Source organism: Arthrobacter sp. 'calajunan' (assembly GCF_046940185.1).
GTDB classification, from domain to species: domain Bacteria; phylum Actinomycetota; class Actinomycetes; order Actinomycetales; family Micrococcaceae; genus Glutamicibacter; species Glutamicibacter soli.
Map to the genome: position 1 here is coordinate 26,239 of NZ_JBKZDY010000016.1, position 18,874 is coordinate 45,112.

The 18,874-nt window shown below is 65.9% G+C and carries 16 protein-coding genes; 10 read left to right on the plus strand and 6 right to left on the minus strand.

Translation table 11 applies throughout. The features are described 5' to 3' along the window. The first annotated feature begins 84 nt into the window (after positions 1–84). On the plus strand, positions 85–1,356 hold the full coding sequence (locus RF641_RS16720; protein ID WP_231735998.1) for a polysaccharide deacetylase family protein: 1,272 nt from the start codon (positions 85–87) through the stop codon (positions 1,354–1,356). A gap of 38 nt (positions 1,357–1,394) precedes the next feature. Here RF641_RS16720 and RF641_RS16725 read toward each other — a convergent pair whose 3' ends face one another. Together RF641_RS16725 and RF641_RS16730 are read right to left on the minus strand one after the other, a co-directional pair. Beyond that, positions 1,395–4,853 (minus strand): TM0106 family RecB-like putative nuclease, encoded by a 3,459-nt coding sequence (locus tag RF641_RS16725; RefSeq protein ID WP_424573664.1) that lies wholly within the window; start codon positions 4,851–4,853, stop codon positions 1,395–1,397. A gap of 79 nt (positions 4,854–4,932) precedes the next feature. Beyond that, positions 4,933–5,247, minus strand: coding sequence for a hypothetical protein (locus RF641_RS16730; RefSeq protein ID WP_113606868.1), 315 nt, complete (start codon positions 5,245–5,247; stop codon positions 4,933–4,935). A 176-nt stretch (positions 5,248–5,423) separates the two neighbouring features. Between RF641_RS16730 and RF641_RS16735 the strand changes: the two genes are divergently transcribed. Then, complete coding sequence (locus RF641_RS16735; RefSeq protein ID WP_424573665.1) at positions 5,424–6,143, plus strand: M50 family metallopeptidase; 720 nt, start codon at positions 5,424–5,426, stop codon at positions 6,141–6,143. Here RF641_RS16735 and RF641_RS16740 read toward each other — a convergent pair. Next, positions 6,126–7,301, minus strand: coding sequence for a YihY/virulence factor BrkB family protein (locus RF641_RS16740; RefSeq protein WP_424573666.1), 1,176 nt, complete (start codon positions 7,299–7,301; stop codon positions 6,126–6,128). The genes RF641_RS16735 and RF641_RS16740 overlap by 18 nt on opposite strands. 594 nt (positions 7,302–7,895) lie before the next feature. Between RF641_RS16740 and RF641_RS16745 the strand changes: the two genes are divergently transcribed. Next, positions 7,896–8,648 carry a transglycosylase family protein gene (locus tag RF641_RS16745; protein WP_424573667.1) on the plus strand — a complete coding sequence of 251 codons (753 nt, stop codon included), beginning with the start codon at positions 7,896–7,898 and terminating at the stop codon, positions 8,646–8,648. Positions 8,649–8,821: 173 nt separating this feature from the next. Further along, positions 8,822–10,195: a CoA transferase gene (locus RF641_RS16750; protein ID WP_424573668.1), complete on the plus strand. Its 1,374-nt coding sequence runs from the start codon at positions 8,822–8,824 to the stop codon at positions 10,193–10,195. Here the strand turns inward: RF641_RS16750 and RF641_RS16755 are convergent. Together RF641_RS16755 and kynA are read right to left on the minus strand one after the other, a co-directional pair. Beyond that, positions 10,192–11,031, minus strand: coding sequence for a PaaX family transcriptional regulator C-terminal domain-containing protein (locus RF641_RS16755; protein WP_424573669.1), 840 nt, complete (start codon positions 11,029–11,031; stop codon positions 10,192–10,194). The genes RF641_RS16750 and RF641_RS16755 overlap by 4 nt on opposite strands. Next, complete coding sequence (gene kynA / locus RF641_RS16760; RefSeq protein ID WP_053797411.1) at positions 11,021–11,884, minus strand: tryptophan 2,3-dioxygenase; 864 nt, start codon at positions 11,882–11,884, stop codon at positions 11,021–11,023. Before kynA ends, RF641_RS16755 begins: the two co-directional genes overlap by 11 nt. 155 nt (positions 11,885–12,039) lie before the next feature. On the opposite strand from kynA, the gene RF641_RS16765 reads away from it, so the two are divergent. The 4 genes from RF641_RS16765 (at position 12,040) to RF641_RS16780 (ending at position 15,941) form a co-directional block, all read left to right on the plus strand. Further along, positions 12,040–12,726, plus strand: a complete 687-nt coding sequence (locus RF641_RS16765) for a CE1759 family FMN reductase (protein WP_424573670.1) — start codon at positions 12,040–12,042, stop codon at positions 12,724–12,726. 240 nt (positions 12,727–12,966) lie between these two features. Then, positions 12,967–13,752: a 2-oxo-hept-4-ene-1,7-dioate hydratase gene (gene hpaH, locus RF641_RS16770; protein WP_047118331.1), complete on the plus strand. Its 786-nt coding sequence runs from the start codon at positions 12,967–12,969 to the stop codon at positions 13,750–13,752. Next, entirely contained in the window at positions 13,737–14,546 is an 810-nt protein-coding gene (locus RF641_RS16775) for an HpcH/HpaI aldolase family protein (protein ID WP_424573671.1), read from the plus strand. The genes hpaH and RF641_RS16775 overlap by 16 nt, the downstream gene beginning before the upstream one ends. 84 nt (positions 14,547–14,630) lie before the next feature. Next, positions 14,631–15,941 carry a cell division protein PerM gene (locus RF641_RS16780; RefSeq protein WP_286163524.1) on the plus strand — a complete coding sequence of 437 codons (1,311 nt, stop codon included), beginning with the start codon at positions 14,631–14,633 and terminating at the stop codon, positions 15,939–15,941. An 18-nt stretch (positions 15,942–15,959) separates the two neighbouring features. Here the strand turns inward: RF641_RS16780 and RF641_RS16785 are convergent, their stop codons facing one another. Beyond that, positions 15,960–16,481 (minus strand): DinB family protein, encoded by a 522-nt coding sequence (locus RF641_RS16785; RefSeq protein WP_424573672.1) that lies wholly within the window; start codon positions 16,479–16,481, stop codon positions 15,960–15,962. Positions 16,482–16,627: 146 nt separating this feature from the next. Here RF641_RS16785 and purN point away from each other — a divergent pair, with 146 nt between their 5' ends. After that, positions 16,628–17,194, plus strand: coding sequence for a phosphoribosylglycinamide formyltransferase (gene purN, locus RF641_RS16790; protein WP_047118333.1), 567 nt, complete (start codon positions 16,628–16,630; stop codon positions 17,192–17,194). Positions 17,195–17,226: 32 nt separating this feature from the next. After that, positions 17,227–18,738: an SDR family NAD(P)-dependent oxidoreductase gene (locus RF641_RS16795; protein ID WP_424573673.1), complete on the plus strand. Its 1,512-nt coding sequence runs from the start codon at positions 17,227–17,229 to the stop codon at positions 18,736–18,738. Positions 18,739–18,874: the final 136 nt, after the last annotated feature.

Sequence of the window (18,874 nt, forward strand, 5' to 3'; positions counted from 1 at the left end):
GGGCTGCCTGTGTAGTGTCGGAACGAGACGATGACAACGCCGTATCTGCTGGTTTTCGGCGCGTTTCGGGCATGGAGGTCGAAGATGATGAAGTTCGCACGGTTGCTGGCCGCAGGGATCCTGGTGGCGGCGCTCGCCGGATGCAGTAGTGAGCAACCCAACCCGCAGGACGCGGCGAACGACGCGTCGGCCGCCCCGGACGCCTCCGCCCAGGCCGCGCAGGAAGAAGCCCGCGTGGCCGAGGCCAAGGCGGAGATCAACCGGCTGGCCGACGGCTACGACTACCCGGCCGCCATCAAGATGGCTTCCAAGGACCCCAGCGAGGAACTGCAGAAACTGGTCCCGGGGCTGGAAGAGGAAAAGTCCCAGACCGTGGCCTGGGAGAAGCCGAACCAGATCCCGCACCTGTTTTTCCACTCGCTGGTCATCGACACCGACCGCGCCTTCGACGGGGACGGCGAAGCCCAGGGCTACAAGGACTACATGGTGACCCAGAAGGAGTTCACCGCGATCATCGAGGAGCTCTACGCCCGGGACTTCGTGCTGGTGAACCCCGCGGACTTCGCCGGCCCGGACAAGAAGGGGAACATGGCCTACCGCAAGATCATGCTTCCCAAGGGCAAGCAGCCGCTGGTGCTGTCGGTGGATGACGTGAGCTACTACGAGTACATGGACGGCGACGGGTTCGCGAGCAAGCTGCTGGTGGACAAGGACGGCAAGGTCCGCAACGAATACACCGATGCCAAGGGCAAAACGCATGTGGGAGCCTACGACGTGACCACCATGCTCGACGACTTCATCGAGGAGCATCCTGACTTCTCCTACCGCGACGCCCGCGGCCTCGTGGCCATGACCGGGTACAACGGCGAATTCGGCTACCGCACCTCGGCCAGCCAGTACCCGGAAAACAAGAACATCAAGAAGGACCAGAAGGCCGCGACCGAGGTCGCGGACGCCATGAAGGACGAGGGCTGGATCTTCGCCTCGCACTCCTGGGGCCACATTTCCACCGGCACCGTGGACATGGCGCGCTTCAAGCGGGACATGAAGCTGTGGAAGGAAGAAGTCGAGCCGATCGTGGGCAAGACCGAGCATTTGATCTACCCGTTCGGCTCGGACATCGCCCGCACCGCCAAGTACTCCGGAAGCCGGTACGAATACCTGGAAGACCAGGGATTCAAGTACTTCTACGGCGTGGACGGCACCATCCGCGCGTGGATGCAGCAGACCGACGACTACCAGCGCCAGATGCGCATCAACATCGACGGGCTGCAGTTCGACAAGGAACTGCGCGGGGACCGTCCGGTGCTCTCCGAGTTCTTCGACGTCAAGAAGGTCATCGACCCGGCACGCTGAACGCGCGCCGGGCCGGCGGACGGCGGGATCCAGCCGGGCTAGAGCGCCATGAAGGCGCCCAGCTGGGATAGGGCCGCCGGGCTGGAGGGCAGGTAGTCAGTCAGCCGGTCGCTGCGCACGATGACCGCTTTCCACTGGCCGCGGGAGATCGCCACGTTGACCCGGTTGCGGTTGAGCAGGAAATCGATGCCGCGCGCCGCGTCGGCCGCGCTGGAGCAGGCCATGCTCATCAGCACCACCGGGGCCTCCTGCCCCTGGAACTTGTCCACGGTGCCGACCCGCACGTCCCCGAGCCCCTCTGATTCCAGGACCTCGCGCACCATGTTGACCTGCGCGTTGTAGGCGGCGACCACCAGGATGTCCGAGGCCGCCAGCGTGCGGGAGGCGGCGTTTTGTCCCGGGGACCATTGCATGCCCAGATGCTCGCGCACCAGCGCGACGATTTCCGCGGCTTCCTCCGCGCTGCTGACGGTGTTCCCGCGGTGCTCCACCAGCCGGGTTTCCACCCCGGCGGCGCTGCCGGCCAGGCTGCGCTGGCCGGCGGCCTGCGCGGAGAACAGCTGGTGGTCGTAGCTCAGCGCGGAGACCTTGGCGCACAAGGCCGGGTGCATGCGCCACGAGGCGGCCAGGAAGTAGCCCAGCTCCCGGGGCAGCACCGGGCGGCCGTTGGACAGCCAGCCGAGCGCCGATTCGTCCACCGGCTGCGGATGCGAGCCCTGGGTCACCTGCGGCAGCTGCTGCGGGTCGCCGAGCAGCAGCAGGTTGCGGGCCGCCCGGGACACCGCCAGGGTGTTGGCCAGCGAGAACTGCCCGGCCTCGTCGATCACCAGCAGATCGAGGCTGCCGGCCGGCACCCTGGATCCGGTCATGGTCCAGGCGGTGCCGCCGATCAGCGCGCCGTCCCGGCCGGACAGCACGCGCTCCAGGTCCTCCTTGTCGGTGCCGTGCCACGGCACCGGGTCCTTGTGCTTGACCTCCTTGGCCACCAGATCCGGGTCGACGCCGGCGGAAATGGCCTTGCGCAGCACGTTCTCCACCACCGCATGGGACTGCGCCACGACACCGATCTTCCAGCCGGCATCCACCAGTTCGCGGATCACGTGGGAGGCGACGAACGTCTTGCCGGTGCCCGGAGGGCCCTGCACCGCCAGGTACGAGTTGTCCAGGTCCTGCAGCGTGCGCACCACCGCCTGGTAGACCTGGGCGCTGCCGTCCACCACGGGCGGCTCCACCGGCGCGGCCAGGGTCTTCAGCCGTGGCGGGATGCGGCGCAGGATGTCGATGCCCGGCTGCTGCGGCAACACCGGGACAGTGGATCCCACCGCGATGGCGAGCTGCGCCAGCGCCTCGTCGATGCTCTTGGTGGCAATGGGCTTGTCGGGGGTGAGCGCGACCGGGAAGGCCCCGTATTCGGGGATCTTGCCGCTGGTCTTCTCCGCGATGGTGATCCAGCCCTCGCCCACCTCCACCACCGTCGCATTGAAGGCGCCGCCGCGCAGCGCCTTGTCGTCGACCTCCATGCCTTCGGGCAGCGGGCCGGCGAACATGGCGAACACCCCGGAGCCGGGGGAGAGCAGCGAGCCCTCGGCCAGGGTGCCGTGCAGCCTTGAAATCCTGGTCACGGTGCGGGCCCGCGGCGTGGGCTTGTGCCAGTCTTCGAGCACCTGCGCCGAATCCACCATGAAGACCCCGCGCACGTCGGCCCACTCGTCCATGTTTTTGCTGAGCCGGTCGAAGTGGTCCCACCAGTACTGCTTCTTCTCACGCCGGTTGTAGCCTGTCGCGGCGGCGACCATCGCGATGGCGCGGTCGTCCGCGCCGAGCGCCTCGCCCTCGGGCAGCGCCGCCAGGTACTCCTGCAGGCGCAGCTCCTCCGGGGCCGGCTCGTACTCCTCGACGGCTTCGGGCACCGCCGAGTCCGGAATCAGCGTGTGCGGCTGGAAATCGACAAGGGACAGCAGCCAGTCGCGCAGGCGCAGCGTCGAGAGGCAGTCGTATTCGTTGTAGTCGGCAATGGAATCCAGCACCTGCTGCGCCTCGGCATCGGCGCCTGAATCGCGGGCCTGCATGTACTGGGCGTAGGCGACCACCGAGGCGCCGGCGTCGGTGACATCGCCCGAGCGCAGGTGCTCGCCCATGTACAGCGGTTCAAGCTTCTTGATCGAGTAGGAGCGGGTGGAGACGACCAGCGAATTGCGCACGGTGTCGTACAGGTCGATCAGCAGGTTCTCGCGCAGCCACTGGTCCACCTCGTCCTCCCCGGCGATGTGGACCTGGGAGAGCTTGCGCAGGGCGCTCTTCTCATAGGCCGCGTAGTGGTAGATCTTCATGCCCGGGAAGCGGCGGCGCCGCTGTTCCACGTACTCGATGAAGTCGAGGAATGCCCGGCGTTCGCCGGCCCGGCTGTGCGCCCAGAACGGACGGAACACCGGTTTACCGGTGTCGTTCTCGATCACTCCGAACAGGTATTCCAGGCCCCATGAATCATCTAGCGGTTCCTGGTAGAGCGGGTCGCCCTCGAAGTCGAAGAAGATGTCCCCCTGGTCGGGGTTGGGCAGGCTGGTGATGGTCTGGTCCGACTTCACCCGGTAGGACACGTTCTGGATGGTGGTGGCCAACGGGTCGGCGCCCACCTGCATGCGGGCCTGCTCCACGGCGCGGGCCAGCGAGGTCTTGGGATCGGGCTCCAGCGCGGCGAGCTGGTCGATTGTGGAAATGCCCTGGCGGCGCAGCTTTTCGCGCTGGGCCATGGACATGCCGGCGACCAGCAGCAGGTCGCGGGTCTGCTCCACCTGTTCGGCGCACAGGCTGCATCGGCCGCACAGGCGCAGCTGGTCCGAATCCCAGGCCACGGGCTGGCCGGAGGCCTGGTGCTCGCGCACCATGGACAGGAAGTGGTCGCGCTGCGCGCGGAAGACCGGCAGGATCTCATCGATGCGATGGGACGAATGGGTGCCGTCGCCCAGCACCAGCGTGGTGTGGGGGTGGACCTCGATGCCCTCGGCCATCATCTGGTCCGCGTAGGCTGCGACTTGGAGCAGCGCGCTGACGCGGGCATGGCGGGCAAGCTTCGTGTCCCACACGGCCCAGGATCCGTCTTCCTGGCGGACCAGGAAGTCGGCGAAGCCGACAAATGACCCGTCGAAGAAGGTCGCCTGGAAAATGACGTCGGCACCGCTGCGCAGCACTGCCAGCGTCTGCTCATGGGCCCGGCGCAGGGACTGCTCGGTCATCTCCGGCCGGTCGGTGAATTTCTTGACCCCGGTCCCGGTCTGCGGGTTGTACTCGCCGTATCTCTGCACGAGCTGGTCGAGGACGCGGTGTTCGTGCACGTCGCCGAGCACCGCGGTGCGGTGCAGCATTTCGTCGGTGACGGCGTCCGGCTTCTCTCGGCGTTCCAGCCGGACGTCCAGCAGGAACAGCGACTGGTACTGGCAGTCGACGGCGATTGACAGGTCGCTGGCCGAGTATACGAAGTGCTGGTTCAAAAAGAACACGGGGCCGGTGCCTTTCGCCGACTAGATAGTTACCTAGTCAACGTAGCACTCGACCCCGACAAAAGGATTATTGGGATTCCTACTGGTCAGCGGCTTTCTTCTTGCCGCCCAGGAGCAGCGAGAGCAGACCGACGCCTGCGGTGACGGTGTTGACTGCAGGCCATGCGCCCATCGACTTGGCCATCGGGTGGGACGCGCCGAAGCCTGAAACGTAGGCGGAGGCCAGGGTGACTGCCCGCGCGGTTCCGGCGTCCTTCTTCCAGATCATGAATGCACCCACGCCTGCCGCACCCAGAACCACTGCCGCCAGTGGACGCTTCTTGGTCGCACGACCGGTTGCGTAGCCGCCAGCCAGACCGGTGACTGCCAGTGCAGTTGATGCCAAACGTGACACGATGAACCTCCAGTGAGATATGTTGTTTTGCTTCATCCATCGTATGGTTGCCAGCTGTGACTATTCATAGAACTTCTCCCTGCACGTGTCGTGCGGTTCGGTTCGCCGGCCCGGGCTTGGAAGAATGGAACCGAATATAGTCCAGGGCTCGCGCAGCCCGAGCGGAAGAGCGGCGAATGAACCTGAATATCGGCGAAGCATGGGCTCGTCTGGCCGAACCGGTTGCTGTCGACCTGCAGGCCTGGCAGTGGGCAGCCTTGGCCGTCGCCGTCGGGTTGCTGGTCCTGCCGCGCCGCATCTGGCGCATCACCGGGCTGTACTCAACACTCATCCACGAGATGGGGCACATTGTCTCAGCGATGCTCACCGGGCGATTCGTCATGGGCCTGCGTCTGGGATGGGACCATTCCGGCGAAGTGGTCAGCCGCGGCCGGGGAAAATTCTCGGTCATTTTCTCGGGCCTTTTCGGGTATCCGGCGCCGTTGTGGGTGTCGGCGGTGATGCTGTGGGCGATTTCCGAGGGTTATGCCGGCCGGGCGCTGGGCATCTACGCGCTGTTCTTCCTGCTGGCCTTGTTCTTCGCCCGCAACTGGCCCGCGGTGGTGGTCTGCCTGGTCACCTCCGCGGTGGCCCTGGCCGTGGTGTTCTTCGCCCCGGCCGGCACCTATGTCTACCTGTCGCTGCTGATTGCCGGCTTTCTGCTGCTGGCCGGAGTCAAGGACTTCATCAAGGTCATCGGAGTGCACACCTGGCGGCGGCGCGATCTGGGGCAGTCCGATGCCTACCTGATAGCCCGCGCGACCGGTACCTTCGCCACCCTGTGGCTTGTGGTGATGCTGGCGCTGGGGACTGCGGCGTTGCTGTGGGCCGTGAGCAGCCTAGTCGGACTTTTCTGAGGCATGCTTGCCCACTGATTTCTTGGTCGCCCATCGGGTGACAGCCCAGGCCGCCGCGGCAACCAGGACGATCGGCGCGACCTTGGCCTTGCGTTTGGTTTTCCCTTCCGGGTCCACCGCCATGTCCTGCAGCGGATCGCCGCCGTGCTTGATGCGGATTTCCTGGGCCTGGACCAGGTCGCGGTAGTTGGACAGGGACTTCTTGGCCACCAGCGTTGAATCACGCAGCGGCAACTGGACCTCTTCGGCGGACGGCATTCCGGTGCGCAGCTGCCTGAGCCTGATGAATTCGATGTCGACCAAGGCTCCGAGGATCAAGGCGATATTGCTGACCCAGCAGGCGACGATCAACACGATGACGCCGCCGATGGCCCCGTAGGTTGCCGAATAGTTGGCGAAGTTGCTCAGGTAGATGCTGAAGCCTGCCATGGAGAGTCCCAGAATGAACATCGCAGTGACAGTGCCCGGCGAGAGCCACTGGAAGCGCGGGCGCTTCACGTTCGGGGTGTAGTAATACAGCAGCGCAAGGACCAGCAGGAAAACCACCAGCAGTGCGGGAGGTTTGGCCAAGTTGAAGATCGTGACAAAGCTGTCGCCCAGGCCGAAGATGTTCCCCAGCGCCTGCGCGACGGATCCGGAGGCGACCAGCAGGACCATGGTGATGACCGCCAAGACCACGATCAGCAGGGTGATCAGGAACATCTGCGGGCGGCGCTTCCACTGGGGCCGGCCTTCGGTTGCGCCGTACAGCCGGTTCATCGACCGGCCGAATGCGGCAACGTAGGCCGAGGTGCTCCACAACGCACCCAGCGAACCTGCCACGATCGCCAGCGTTGTCCCGGCCGCATGTTCAGCCAAGGTGTCGAGCAGCTGTTCGGCCGTGTCCAGCAGCTGCTTCGAGTCGCCGGTCAGTACTTCGCCGTTCGGGGCCAAGGCCATGTGCAGCACCTCCAGCATCCATTCGGTGCCGCTTTCGGTGGCGCCCGCGAGCGTCAACAGCGAAATGAGTGCGAGAAGTCCGGGGAACATGGCGAGCACCATGTAGAAGGACAGGGAGGCGCCGCCATCGAGTCCATCGTTTCTGAAGAACTCGCGCACTGCGCGCGGATAGCAGAGGTAAGCCTCCCGCAGCCTGTCCTTCGCGGACCTTTTCGTCATGGGCATGAGCTTCCTCTGTTGCCCAATGCCGGGCTCTTGGCGTTGCATCTTGGTTTCAGCCTACAGAAGATCGGATTCGCACGTTCCGCAACTGCGCCCTGCCTAGGGATAAATACGGGATTATGCAGTATCGGGCACTCATTTCTCCGCTCGCGGCGCGGTATCGAAAAGATGCATGTGTCGTCGGGCATACCGGGCAGGGAACCCTTTGCCGCTTGGATTGAATAGCTCAGACAAAATGAAGTGGTTCCATATCACAATTGGGGTCCAGGAATCCATTTCGAAAACATAACGCTCGGGGTGCTTCGATGGGGGAATCAGGGCTTGGGGAGAAGATTTCTTAAATTTTTTTTCTGACTTTGACCTCATGTTTTAGTGTCCCTGAGAATTCACTGAGTTGCCAAGGTGGCGGGGAGGTGCGCTATCGTCTTTCATAACGTTTCGATAACACTCGCGGTGTTATGGGGAAACAGGTACTGCCGGAACTTCCGAACCGCTCGTCAGGGCAGTGCTTAATCAACGTCGAAATGCGACGCTGAGCGGTGCACAAGGATGGTCTTGGAAGGCCTGAGTGCGGAAGAGCACTGGAGAATAATGATCCAGCAGAAGACTAAGAAGATTGTCCGTCGCGGTGGAGCCACCCTGGCCGCGTTCGCAGTTGCCGGCGGCGCCATGGTTGCCACCACCGCACCTGCCTCGGCAGCAAGCACCTGGGACAAGTTGGCCCAGTGCGAGTCCGGCGGAAACTGGTCCATCAACACCGGTAACGGCTACTCGGGCGGCCTGCAGTTCTCGCCGTCGACCTGGAAGGCCTACGGCGGCAAGGGTTCGGCCCATAACGCGTCGAAGGCCGAGCAGATCCGCGTGGCCACCAAGGTCCAGCAGGGGCAGGGGTGGGGCGCATGGCCAGCTTGCACCGCCAAGCTTGGCATCAGCGGCTCGCCTAAGGGCACCGCCACCAAGCAGGCAACCTCGACCGCCAAGAAGTCGAGCACCCAGACTTCGCAGAAGGCCAAGTCGTACAAGTCGTACTCGAACGACTACGAGCGCACTGCTTCGCGCAGTGCAGCTCCAACCCAGTCGGTCAAGTCGGTCAAGTCGACCAAGTCGGTTGCACCTGCAACGTCGGGCAAGCGCGTCGCCGCAGCCCCTGCTCCGGTGAGCTTCAACATCGACGTCACCGATTCGGGCAAGAACTACACCGTGAAGTCCGGCGACACCCTGGCAAAGATTGCCAAGAAGCTGGACATCAAGGACTGGCGCGGGCTGTTCGTCTTGAATGACGACCAGCTGAGCAACCCAGACCTGATCATGGTCGGACAGACCCTGAACGTTCCTACGAAGTAATTTCGCAGAACGATTCCCGAGTCCCACGATTGGCATTCAGCCGGTCGTGGGACTCGTCTTTTAAGGCGTCGGAAGCCTCTGGAATCGCGTACTCGTTTTATACCTATATATAAAGGTATAAAAGCGGCATATGGTGGCTATATAAAGGTATAAAAGCGGCATATGGTGGCGTCATGAAAACCGATTTCACCCATCCGCAACCGGCCCTGCAATGGGACATTCTGGGTGCAGGATTCCAAGAATCCGCGTTGCTCGAACGGCCCGGCACGAGGGGCGGCGCTCCCGGCAGCTGGTGGTGCGGGGCGCTGGATGTGGAAGGGCTGGCGAGCCACAGCGTGGGACTAGTCGGCCAGGCGGTCGCCGAGCTGTCCGCCGGACGATGCGAACTGCGCAGTGGGCCGTCCCAGCTGGCCGCGGGCTTCGAGTCCTTCCGGCACCTGAAGATCGCGGGGCGCACGGTGCAGGCTTTCGCGCCGCTGTCCGGATTCTTCCCGACCGCCCGGGGATGGATCCGGACCCATGCAAACTACCCGCACCATGAACGTGCGCTGTTGGATGCGATGAATGCCAGCGGCCCTGAGCAGCTGGCTACCGCGCTCGCGCAGTCCGAGGCCTTCGAAGCCCAAGAACGCATCGTGGCCGCCGGAGGCATCGCCGCCGCGGTACGCAGCCGCAAGCAATGGCTCGACGAACCGCAAGCGCAGCCGGCAGCGGCAGGACCCTGGGCGCAGTTCGAGTTGTCCGCAATGCCCGAGACCGGCGTGTGGCGGTTCCATCCGGAGTCCCGGCTGCCCCTGGAAGGACTGAAAATCCTGGACTTCACCCGGGTCATCGCCGGTCCCACGGCGTCCCGGACGCTGGCACTGCTGGGCGCGCAGGTGCTGCGCGTGGACGGACCCCGGATCCCGGAACTTCCCGACCAGCACATCGACACAGGATTCGCGAAGCGCAGCACGGTGCTGGACCTTGCCACGGCGCCGGGGCTGGCGGCAGTCCACGAGCTGCTGGCGCAGGCGGATGCGGTGATCCTGGGATACCGGCCCGGGGCCTTGGAAACGCTCGGACTGTCCGCCGAGAGCCTGCGCGAGCGCTACCCGCAACTAGTCATCGCCCAGCTATGCGCTTGGGGCTTCGCTGGTCCGTGGGCATCCCGCCGCGGGTTCGACAGCATCGTGCAGGCTGCCACCGGCATCGCGGACGCGTACCGGACGCCGGACGGGAAACCCGGAGCTCTTCCGGTTCAGGGGCTGGATTACGCCGCCGGATACGGTATTGCGGCCGCGGTGATCGCCTTGCTTCGGGCCCGCACCGAGCGGCAACGGACCGGGACCGTGCGGTTTTCGCTGGCCAGGACCGCGCGGGCCCTGTTCGACTTCGGCCGCCCGGCCGCCCCGGCAGTGGAGCTCGGAACCCCAGCGACCGCCCGCCGGGAGAGCGGCTACGGCATGCTCGACTACGCGCTGCCGCCCTTCGAGCTCAATGGCGCGCAGCTGGACTATCCGCAGGCGCCGACGCGCTACGGCACGGACCAGCCCGCGTGGGCCTAGCCTTTGAGGAGGGCGGTGGCGAAATGCCGCGCGCGGGGTCCATAGGCCCGGGACAGGGCGAGGAAACGTTCGCGGCTGGGCCGGCCGGGCCAGTTGCCAGGCAGCATGGCATCAGGCAGTCCGGGATCGAGGTAGGGCAGCGCCCGCCAGGCGTCGACCATGGCCACGTAGCCGCGGTAGGCGGCGGCCGGCGAGGCCGGCTGCGCGTCCAGCGCGGCGGTGCTCTCCAGGAAGGTTGAATGCATCGTTTCCAGCCGGCCGAGGTCCCACCACTGCCGTGCGGCCTGCACGGCGCCCTCGGGGAAGTCCGGGGTCTGCGTGGTGAAGACGGTGGCGTAGGGGCGGACCTCCAGCGCGCCGAGGACCTGGAGCACTTCCTCGCGCAGGTAGCCGGGGAAGATCCACAGCCCGGCATTGACCAGGCCGCCGCCGAGCTGCAGGAAGTGCTTGCGCACCTGGTGCCGCAGGGGTCTCATGGTCTCCGGCAGCGAATAGGCCACCAGGCACCATAGTTCTTCGTCCGCCATTTGGCGTGGCGTGAAGATCCGGCGGTCGCCCCGGGCGAACATCGCGTGGGCCGCGGCGGTGACCTGCAGGCTGGAGGTCCCGGCGGCCTCCAGCACGCCGCGGTCCGCCAGCCGCGAAATCGCCGTCTGCGCGGTCGGGGCCGAGACCCCGGCGGCCGTGGCCAGCGCCAGGATCTTGGTGCGGGCTACCGGAGCGGCTTCATGGCGCAGGTACAGGCCCGCGATGGTGCGGATGATGGAGGCGGCGCTGCCGGTGCGCGCCTCGAAATCATCCAGGGTGAAGGCGACGAGCTGCGTGCTAGCTGCCAATTTCGGTGCGCACCGCAAACAGCTCGGGGAAGAACGTCAGGTCCAGGGCGCGCTTGAGGAAGTCGACGCCCGATGAGCCGCCGGTGCCGCGCTTGAAGCCGATGGTGCGCTGCACCACACGCAGGTGGCGGAAGCGCCAGGCCTGGAAGTTGTCCTCGACGTCCACCAGGTCCTCGCAGGCCTGGTAGAGGCTCCACAAGGTGTCCTCGGATTCGTAGATGTCCTTGTAGACCGGGATCAACGATTCCTGGAAGGTCCACGGCTTGGTGACATCGCGTTCGAGCACCTCTGCCGGGATGTCGTAGCCGTGGCGGGCCAGCGCCGCGAGGAACACGTCGTAGAGGGTCGGCTCGTTCAGCAGGTTGCTGAGCAGCTCGTGCGCCTTGGGATCCGCTTCGTGGACCTTGAGCATTCCGGCGTGCTTGTTGCCGAGGATGAATTCCACCGCGCGGTACTGGAAGGACTGGAATCCCGAGGAGGATCCGAGGAAGCCGCGGAACTGCGCATACTCGCGCGGGGTGAGCGTCGCCAGCACTGACCACTGCTCGGTCAGCGTCTTCTGGATGTGCTTGACGCGGGCCAGGCACTTCAGTGCCTTGCCGATGTCGTCGGCGCCCAGCAGGCGGCGCGCCTCGACTAGCTCGTGGAGCATGAGCTTGAGCCACAGCTCCGAGGTCTGGTGCTGGATGATGAACAGCATCTCGTCGTGGTGCTCCGGCACGCTGACCGGATGCTGCGCGGAGAGGATCCGCTCCAGGTCGAGGTAGCTGCCGTAGGACATCGTGTTGTGGAAGTCGGTGCGGACCCCCGACTCGATGTCGCGCTGATTGGTTCCATGCTGGTCTTTGCTCACGGAGACAAGAGTATCAATATCGTTTCGCTCGTTACAATAATGAAATTCGCAGTTTTCGCGCACGAGCGGGCAGTCTTTTCGGGCCTCGGGAATAGATCCCAGATGTTGCGGGTTGTTACATGCATACGCATCTAAACCTCGGGAAAGGCGTGAACATGAGCAAGTCCGTTGTGGTGATCAGTGGTGGCCTGGGGAGCCCGTCGAGTTCCTCGCTGCTGGGACGCCAGCTGGGCGAATCCATCGCCGGGCAGCTGGCGCTCGCCGGCGTGCAGGCCGACGTGGCCAACATCGAGCTGCGCGAGCACGCCAGCGACATCACCAACAACATGCTCACCGGATTCGCGGCGCCAACCCTGCAACGGGTCATCGACGCGGTGGTCGGCGCCAACGTGCTGGTGGCCGTGACGCCGGTCTTCACCGCCTCGGTCTCCGGCTTGTTCAAGTCCTTCCTGGACATCCTGGATCCCAAGTCGCTCAGCGGCAAACCGGTAGTACTCGCCGCCACCGCGGGCACCCAGCGCCACCAGCTGGCCATCGACTACGCCATGCGGCCGATCTTCGCCTACCTGCGCGCGCAGGTCATGCCCACCACGGTCTTCGCCACCTCGGAGGACTTCGGCGGCCAGGGCATCTCAGGCACCCTGTCCGACCGCGCGCAGCGCGTGGCCCGCGAGGTGGCCATGGCCCTGGCGGCCTCCGACGGGGAGCTGAAGCCCGACGCCGATCTGGGCGACACCCGGTCCATCGCCCCGTCGGTCAGCGAAACCGCCGACCCCAACGACGAGATGACCTCCCTGCCCTTCGAAGCGCTGCTGGCCAACGTCCGCTCCGGGGCCAGCTAGGCAAGCCCCGAAACCCGCGAATCCCGCGGGGCGCCGAGCTCCAAGCCCGGTGCCCCGCGGGATTTTCCATGCCTGCCGGCATCTCGACCGGATTCGTCGAGGGCAGGGAGAAAATGTTAGTACGATGTGCCATGCCTGCTGAACACCGATAACATCAAGGATTGTGGGCCGAGCAGCGACGCGACGGCGTTCGGCGGTGCCCGCGCAGCTTTGTACTACCAGTGAAAGGTGTAGCAGTCGATGCTATCCGAGGAAACAATCACGGCAATCGCCGATGAACTGGTCCAAGCAGGAGTCACGCGTACCCCGGTGCCCCGCCTGACTGCCCGCTACCCGGAAATGACCGTCGAGGACTCCTATCGGGTGCAGAACCTCTGGCGCCAGCGCTCCGAGGCCAACGGCCGTGTGCTGGCAGGCCGCAAGATCGGCCTGACCTCCCGCGCCATGCAGATGGCCACCGGCATCACCGAGCCGGACTACGGCATCATCTTCGACGACATGGTCCTGGACTCCGGGTGCACCGTGAAGTGGGACCAGTACACCCACCCGCGCATCGAAATGGAACTGGCGTTCAAGCTCAAGAAGGACATCAAGGGCCCGAACGCGAACATCTTCGACGTGCTGGAAGCCACCGAATACGTCATTCCCGCCCTGGAGATCCTCGATTCGCGCATCGAGATGGAAGGCCGCACCATCGTGGACACCATCTCCGACAACGCGGCGATGGGCGCCATGGTCATCGGCGGCAATCCGGTGCGTCCGGAAGCCGTGGACCTGCGCTGGGTCTCAGGCATCCTGTTCAAGAACCAGACCGTGGAGGAAACCGGCGTCGCCGCCGGCGTGCTGAACCACCCGGCCGCCGGCGTGTACTGGCTGGCCAACAAGATCGCCGCCCACGGCGATAAGCTCAACGCCGGCGAGATCATCCTCGCCGGATCCTTCACCCGTCCGATGTGGGTCTACGAAAACGACACCGTTTTCGCCGACTACGGACCGCTGGGAACCGTGACATGCCATTTCGAGTAGAACCCGATGCCTCGCTGAAGGACGCGCTCAAGGACGCCGACCACGCCCTGTCAGGGGTGTGGGTCTGCTCGGGCTCCCCGCTGGTCGCAGAGATCTGCGCCGGCGCCGGCTTCGACTGGCTGTTCATCGACGGCGAGCACTCGCCCAACGACCTGGGCAGCATCCTGGCCCAGCTGCAGGCGGTGCGCGGCTACCCGGTGGTGCCCGTGGTGCGCCCGCCGGTGAACGACCCGGTGGTCATCAAGCAGTACCTGGATCTGGGGGTGCAGTCGCTGATCATCCCGATGGTCAATGACGCGCAGCAGGCGGCCAACGCTGTCGCGGCCTGCAACTATCCGCCGGCCGGCGTGCGCGGCGTCGGCTCGGCGCTGGCCCGCTCGGCCCGCTGGAACCGCATCCCCGACTACCTGAACCGGGCCGGGGAGACCATCACCGTCATGGTGCAGATCGAATCCGCCGAAGCGGTGGAGAACGTCGAGGCGATCGTGGCCACCGCGGGCCTGGACGGCATCTTCATCGGGCCTTCGGACCTCGCGGCCTCCATGGGAGTGATCGGCCAGCAGAACCACCCCGAGGTGGTCGCCGGCGTGATGAAGTCCATTGCCGCGGCCCGCACCGCCGGCAGGTACGTGGGCGTGAACGCCTTCGATGCGGCCACCGCGCGCAAGTACATCGAAGCCGGGGCCCAATACGTGGGCGTCGGCGCGGACGTAGCGCTGCTGGCCCGCTCCACCGAGGCGCTGGCCGCCAGCTACCGGGCCGAGGCCTCGGGCGCAACGCCTGACAGCTACTGACCCAGGCGATCTGCCTTACCCAAGGTGCCATCATTGCGCGTCGATCATGATCGGTCGGCGCCGATGGTGGCACCATGGAAGATGATGAGCCGCGAAAAGAAACCCATGAAGGCAGTGATGTTGCGCCTGCGCAACGGCTGGCCGATGCCCCTTGCCCTGCAGGGAGTCTTCGAGATGCTGCAATCGGTCGTGTTCGCCTTGGCGCTGATTGCCCTGCCGCTGGTCGCTGTCTACTTCAGCGGCGGCTTCCTGGAGGACTCCTTCGAGACGATCCTGCAGTTCGCCGGGTTCGTCTGGCTGCTCATCCACGGTGTGCCCATCGAGGTCTTCAACTTGGGGCCCGAGACGGATCCGAGCTCGGTCACCGGCTGGCTGACGCTGATGCCGCTGGGGCTGAGCCTGCTGCCCTTCCTCTTCTGCCTGCGCGCAGGGCGCCGCATTGCCCGCGCCTCCTACACCGACCAGCTCTGGCAGGGCCTGCTGGGTGCCATCCTGGCCTACGGGGCCATCGGCACCGGCGTCGGCTTCCTGGTCGCGAACGACTACGGCAGGGTCAATATCCTGGCCGCCACCTTCATCCCGCTGATCATCGCCTCGCTGGGCCTGATCATCGGCGCCCGCCGCGAGGCCGGCTCCTGGGGCCGGCTGTTCGGCATGGACACCGCCGCCTACCTGCACAGCGTCTCTCCGCACCGCCGCTGGGCCGGGTCATACGTCTGGCATGTGATCGTCTCGGGCTTCATGGGCTACGTGGCCGCCGTGGGCATCTCCGGCATCCTGCTGACCATCACCCTGGGGCTGCACTGGACCGAGGTCGCCAACGTCTATCAGGAACTGCGCCCCGGGCCTATCGGGTCCGCCGCACTGACCCTGCTGCAGCTGGCGCTGATCCCCAACGCGGTGTTCTGGGTGCTCTCCTGGATCAGCGGCGGCGGGTTCAGCCTGGGTGCGGGCAGCACGCTGTCCACGCTGGAAACCACCGTCGGCCCGCTGCCCTCGATCCCGATGCTGGCGGCGCTGCCTTCCGGCGAGCCGGCCAACCAGTGGCTCTACCTGCTGATCCCGGTGCTGGCAGGCATCCTGGCCGGCTGGTACTTCCTGCGTGTGGGGGAGAACCACCTGGAGGACTGGTTCGCCCGCCGCATCCCGTTCAACGCGCTGGCGCTGGGCGCCTCCACCGCCTGCCTGGCCGTGTTCACCGGTATCGTGGCCGGCCTGATGTCGCTGGCCGGTTCGTGGCTGTCCTCCGGCTCGCTGGCCATCGGCCGGCTGACCGAGATCGGCCCGCACGCCTGGGTGACCGCCGGGGCGCTGGCCCTGCAGATCGGCCTGGGCACCGCCATCGGCTACCTGATCGCCCCGCTGTTCGAAACCGACCCGGTGCTCGAAGGCTAGCGCCGGAGGCGCATCGGTTCAGGCGTCCAGATCCCAGAGGTGGTGCACCACGTCATGCCAGGCATACTGGTTCAGTGTTTCCACCGTAAACGTGGCGCCATTTGAGCGTATGCCCCTGCGGGAATATTTCTCCGGACTGATGCTCTCAAGCCTGGCGGCATAGGCCTCGGCCGCCGCGCGCAGCTTCTGCGACGCCTGTTCCGGGCTCAGCGTATTGTAGTGGCCTTGCTCGGCGGCAATATCCTGGTCCCAGTTCGGAAAGCCCGGGTCGGCCTGCTCCAGCATCAAATCCAGGCGCCCGAGCATGACTTCCAGCATCTCGGCCACGTGCACCACGTACTCCTGGTCGCTCCAGCGGGCGGGGTTGCGGCGGGTGGCGGCTCCCGGATGCTCCAGCACCGACTGGTAGCGCTTGACCACCTGCGGCATCTGCGCCACGGTTTCCTGCACCGACAGGGTGCGCACGTCGACACCGCACTCGGGGCACACTTCATGCAGGACGAAGGTCCAGTCCTTGTCATCCGGGACGATCTGGCTCATGGTCCACTCCTTGGTTGCTCGGCCGGAAATTCAGTCTAGGCCCGGGCCCGGCCCATGGACAGGGGCCGGTTCGATGTGACGAAGTTCGAAAGCCGCAACAGGCACCGGGTCGGTGCAGGCTTGCCGCCAACCGTAGAATGGAAGCTATGCGTATTGTGGTTTTGGTGTCCGGCACCGGTTCGAATCTCCAGGCAGTCATCGACGCGGTCGCCAGCGGCGAACTGGCAGATGTGCAGATCGCGGCGGTGGGCGCCGACAAGCACGGCACCTACGGGGTTCAGCGTTCGGCGGCCGCCGGCATCGAGACCTTCGTGGTGAACTTCAAGGACTTTGCTGACCGCGGCGAGTGGAACCACGCGCTGACCGAAAAGTGCCTGTCCTACGCCCCGGACTACGTGGTGTCCTCCGGCTTCATGCGCATCGTGGGTGAGGAATTCATCAACGCCTTCGACGGCACCTACATCAACACCCACCCGGCCCTGCTGCCGTCCTTCCCCGGCGCCCACGGCGTGCGCGATGCCATGGCCTACGGCGTGAAGGTGACCGGCTGCACCGTGCACATCGCGGACACCGGGGTGGACACCGGCCCGATCCTGCGCCAGGAAGCCGTGGCCATTCTGGACACCGACACCGAAGAGACCCTGCACGAGCGCATCAAGGTGGTCGAACGCCGCCTGCTCATCGCCACCCTGGCGGACCTGGCCGCCAAGTAGCCGCCCGCCGGCCGCACCCTAACGAGACTGAGATGACCGAACACACTTCCCCGGCCGCGGCCGGCGATCCCGAACTTTTCACCGCCGAGGAACTGGCTACCGCGCTGAAGGTGCTCTCCGTGGTGCATCAACTGGACTCCGAGGACGAACGGCATATCGCCGTGCGCCGCGCGACCAGCAACATGTTCAAGGCCGCCAAGCGCTACCGCAAGTCCCAGAAGCGCGCCGAGATCAGCGCCGGGGACCGCGCGCTGATCGAGCGCACCGCCACCGGCTCCCCGCAACGGCTGGACGACGAGACCCTGGGCCTGGATCTGAGCACTCCGACCCTGGAACAGAGCGCCGGGGAATTCCGCAAGCCGCGCGGCTGCTACATCTGCAAGCAGCGCTACACCACGGTGGACGCCTTCCACCACTACCTGTGCCCCGACTGCGCCGCCGCAGGCCGCGAACGCCGCGACGCCCGCGCGGACCTGACCGGCAAGCGCGCGCTGCTCACCGGGGGACGGGCCAAGATCGGCATGCACATCGCCCTGCGCCTGCTGCGCGACGGCGCCCACACCACCATCACCACCCGCTTCCCCAAGGACGCGGCCCGGCGCTTCGCGGCGCTGGAGGACAGCGCGGACTGGCTGCACCGGCTGCGCATCGTGGGCATCGACCTGCGCGACCCCGCCCAGGTGATCTCGCTGGCCGACCGCGTCGCGGCCGAGGGCCCGCTGGACATCCTGATCAACAACGCCGCCCAGACCGTGCGCCGCACGGCGAACTCCTACCAGCACCTGATCGAATCAGAGCAGCAGCCGCTGGCCGGGGAACTGGCCTTCGGGCAGGGCGGCCCGGAGCTGTGGGGAGAAGCGAACCCGCCGGCCGAGCACCCCCGCGCCCTGGCCAGCGCCTTCCGCCTGGAGGACTCGGCGCTGCTGGCCCCGAGCACGCTGGGCAGCTACGATGCGCAGCAGCTCGCGGACCTGGCGATGACCGCCGGCTCCGCCTCGCTGGAGCGCATCGCCGCGGGCACCGCCATCGACGCCGGCGGTCTGGTGCCTGACGTGGTCACCGAGAATTCCTGGACGCAGATCCTGGGCGACGTGGATGCGCTGGAGATGCTGGAAGTGCAGCTGTGCAACGTCACCGCGCCGTTCCTGCTGGCCTCCCGGCTGCGCCCGGCGCTGGCCGCCTCCGAGGCGCGCCGCAAGTACATCGTTAACGTCTCCGCCATGGAGGGGCAGTTCTCCCGCCGCTACAAGGGCGCCGGGCACCCTCACACCAACATGGCCAAGGCCTCGCTGAACATGCTCACGCGCACCAGCGCCCAGGAAATGCTCAAAACCGACCGGATCCTGATGTCCGCGGTGGACACCGGGTGGATCACCGACGAGCGTCCGCACGATTCGAAGGTGCGGATGGTCGCCGAGGGCTGGCACGCCCCGCTGGACCTGATCGACGGCGCCGCCCGCGTCTACCAGCCCATCGTTGACGGCGAGCGCGGCATCGACCTCTACGGCTGCTTCCTCAAGGACTACGAACCGTCCCCGTGGTGACGGACGGTCAACCAGCAAAACCCGTGATGGCGGGGCAGTTCGCAAAGAACTGCCCCGCCCCCACGGCGGCAATGGCGCAACACACTCTGCTATACAAAAATAACCAGGCCCCCCACAACCACACAGTATATAAAAT

What these genes read in the sequence shown, in the direction of transcription:
- RF641_RS16720 (WP_231735998.1), top strand. Translation starts at nt 85, where the DNA reads ATGATGAAGTTCGCACGGTTGCTGGCCGCAGGGATCCTGGTGGCGGCG.
- RF641_RS16735 (WP_424573665.1), top strand. Translation starts at nt 5,424, where the DNA reads ATGAACCTGAATATCGGCGAAGCATGGGCTCGTCTGGCCGAACCGGTT.
- RF641_RS16740 (WP_424573666.1), bottom strand. Translation starts at nt 7,301, where the DNA reads ATGACGAAAAGGTCCGCGAAGGACAGGCTGCGGGAGGCTTACCTCTGC.
- RF641_RS16745 (WP_424573667.1), top strand. Translation starts at nt 7,896, where the DNA reads ATGATCCAGCAGAAGACTAAGAAGATTGTCCGTCGCGGTGGAGCCACC.
- RF641_RS16750 (WP_424573668.1), top strand. Translation starts at nt 8,822, where the DNA reads ATGAAAACCGATTTCACCCATCCGCAACCGGCCCTGCAATGGGACATT.
- RF641_RS16765 (WP_424573670.1), top strand. Translation starts at nt 12,040, where the DNA reads ATGAGCAAGTCCGTTGTGGTGATCAGTGGTGGCCTGGGGAGCCCGTCG.
- hpaH (WP_047118331.1), top strand. Translation starts at nt 12,967, where the DNA reads ATGCTATCCGAGGAAACAATCACGGCAATCGCCGATGAACTGGTCCAA.
- RF641_RS16775 (WP_424573671.1), top strand. Translation starts at nt 13,737, where the DNA reads ATGCCATTTCGAGTAGAACCCGATGCCTCGCTGAAGGACGCGCTCAAG.
- RF641_RS16780 (WP_286163524.1), top strand. Translation starts at nt 14,631, where the DNA reads ATGAGCCGCGAAAAGAAACCCATGAAGGCAGTGATGTTGCGCCTGCGC.
- RF641_RS16785 (WP_424573672.1), bottom strand. Translation starts at nt 16,481, where the DNA reads ATGAGCCAGATCGTCCCGGATGACAAGGACTGGACCTTCGTCCTGCAT.
- purN (WP_047118333.1), top strand. Translation starts at nt 16,628, where the DNA reads ATGCGTATTGTGGTTTTGGTGTCCGGCACCGGTTCGAATCTCCAGGCA.
- RF641_RS16795 (WP_424573673.1), top strand. Translation starts at nt 17,227, where the DNA reads ATGACCGAACACACTTCCCCGGCCGCGGCCGGCGATCCCGAACTTTTC.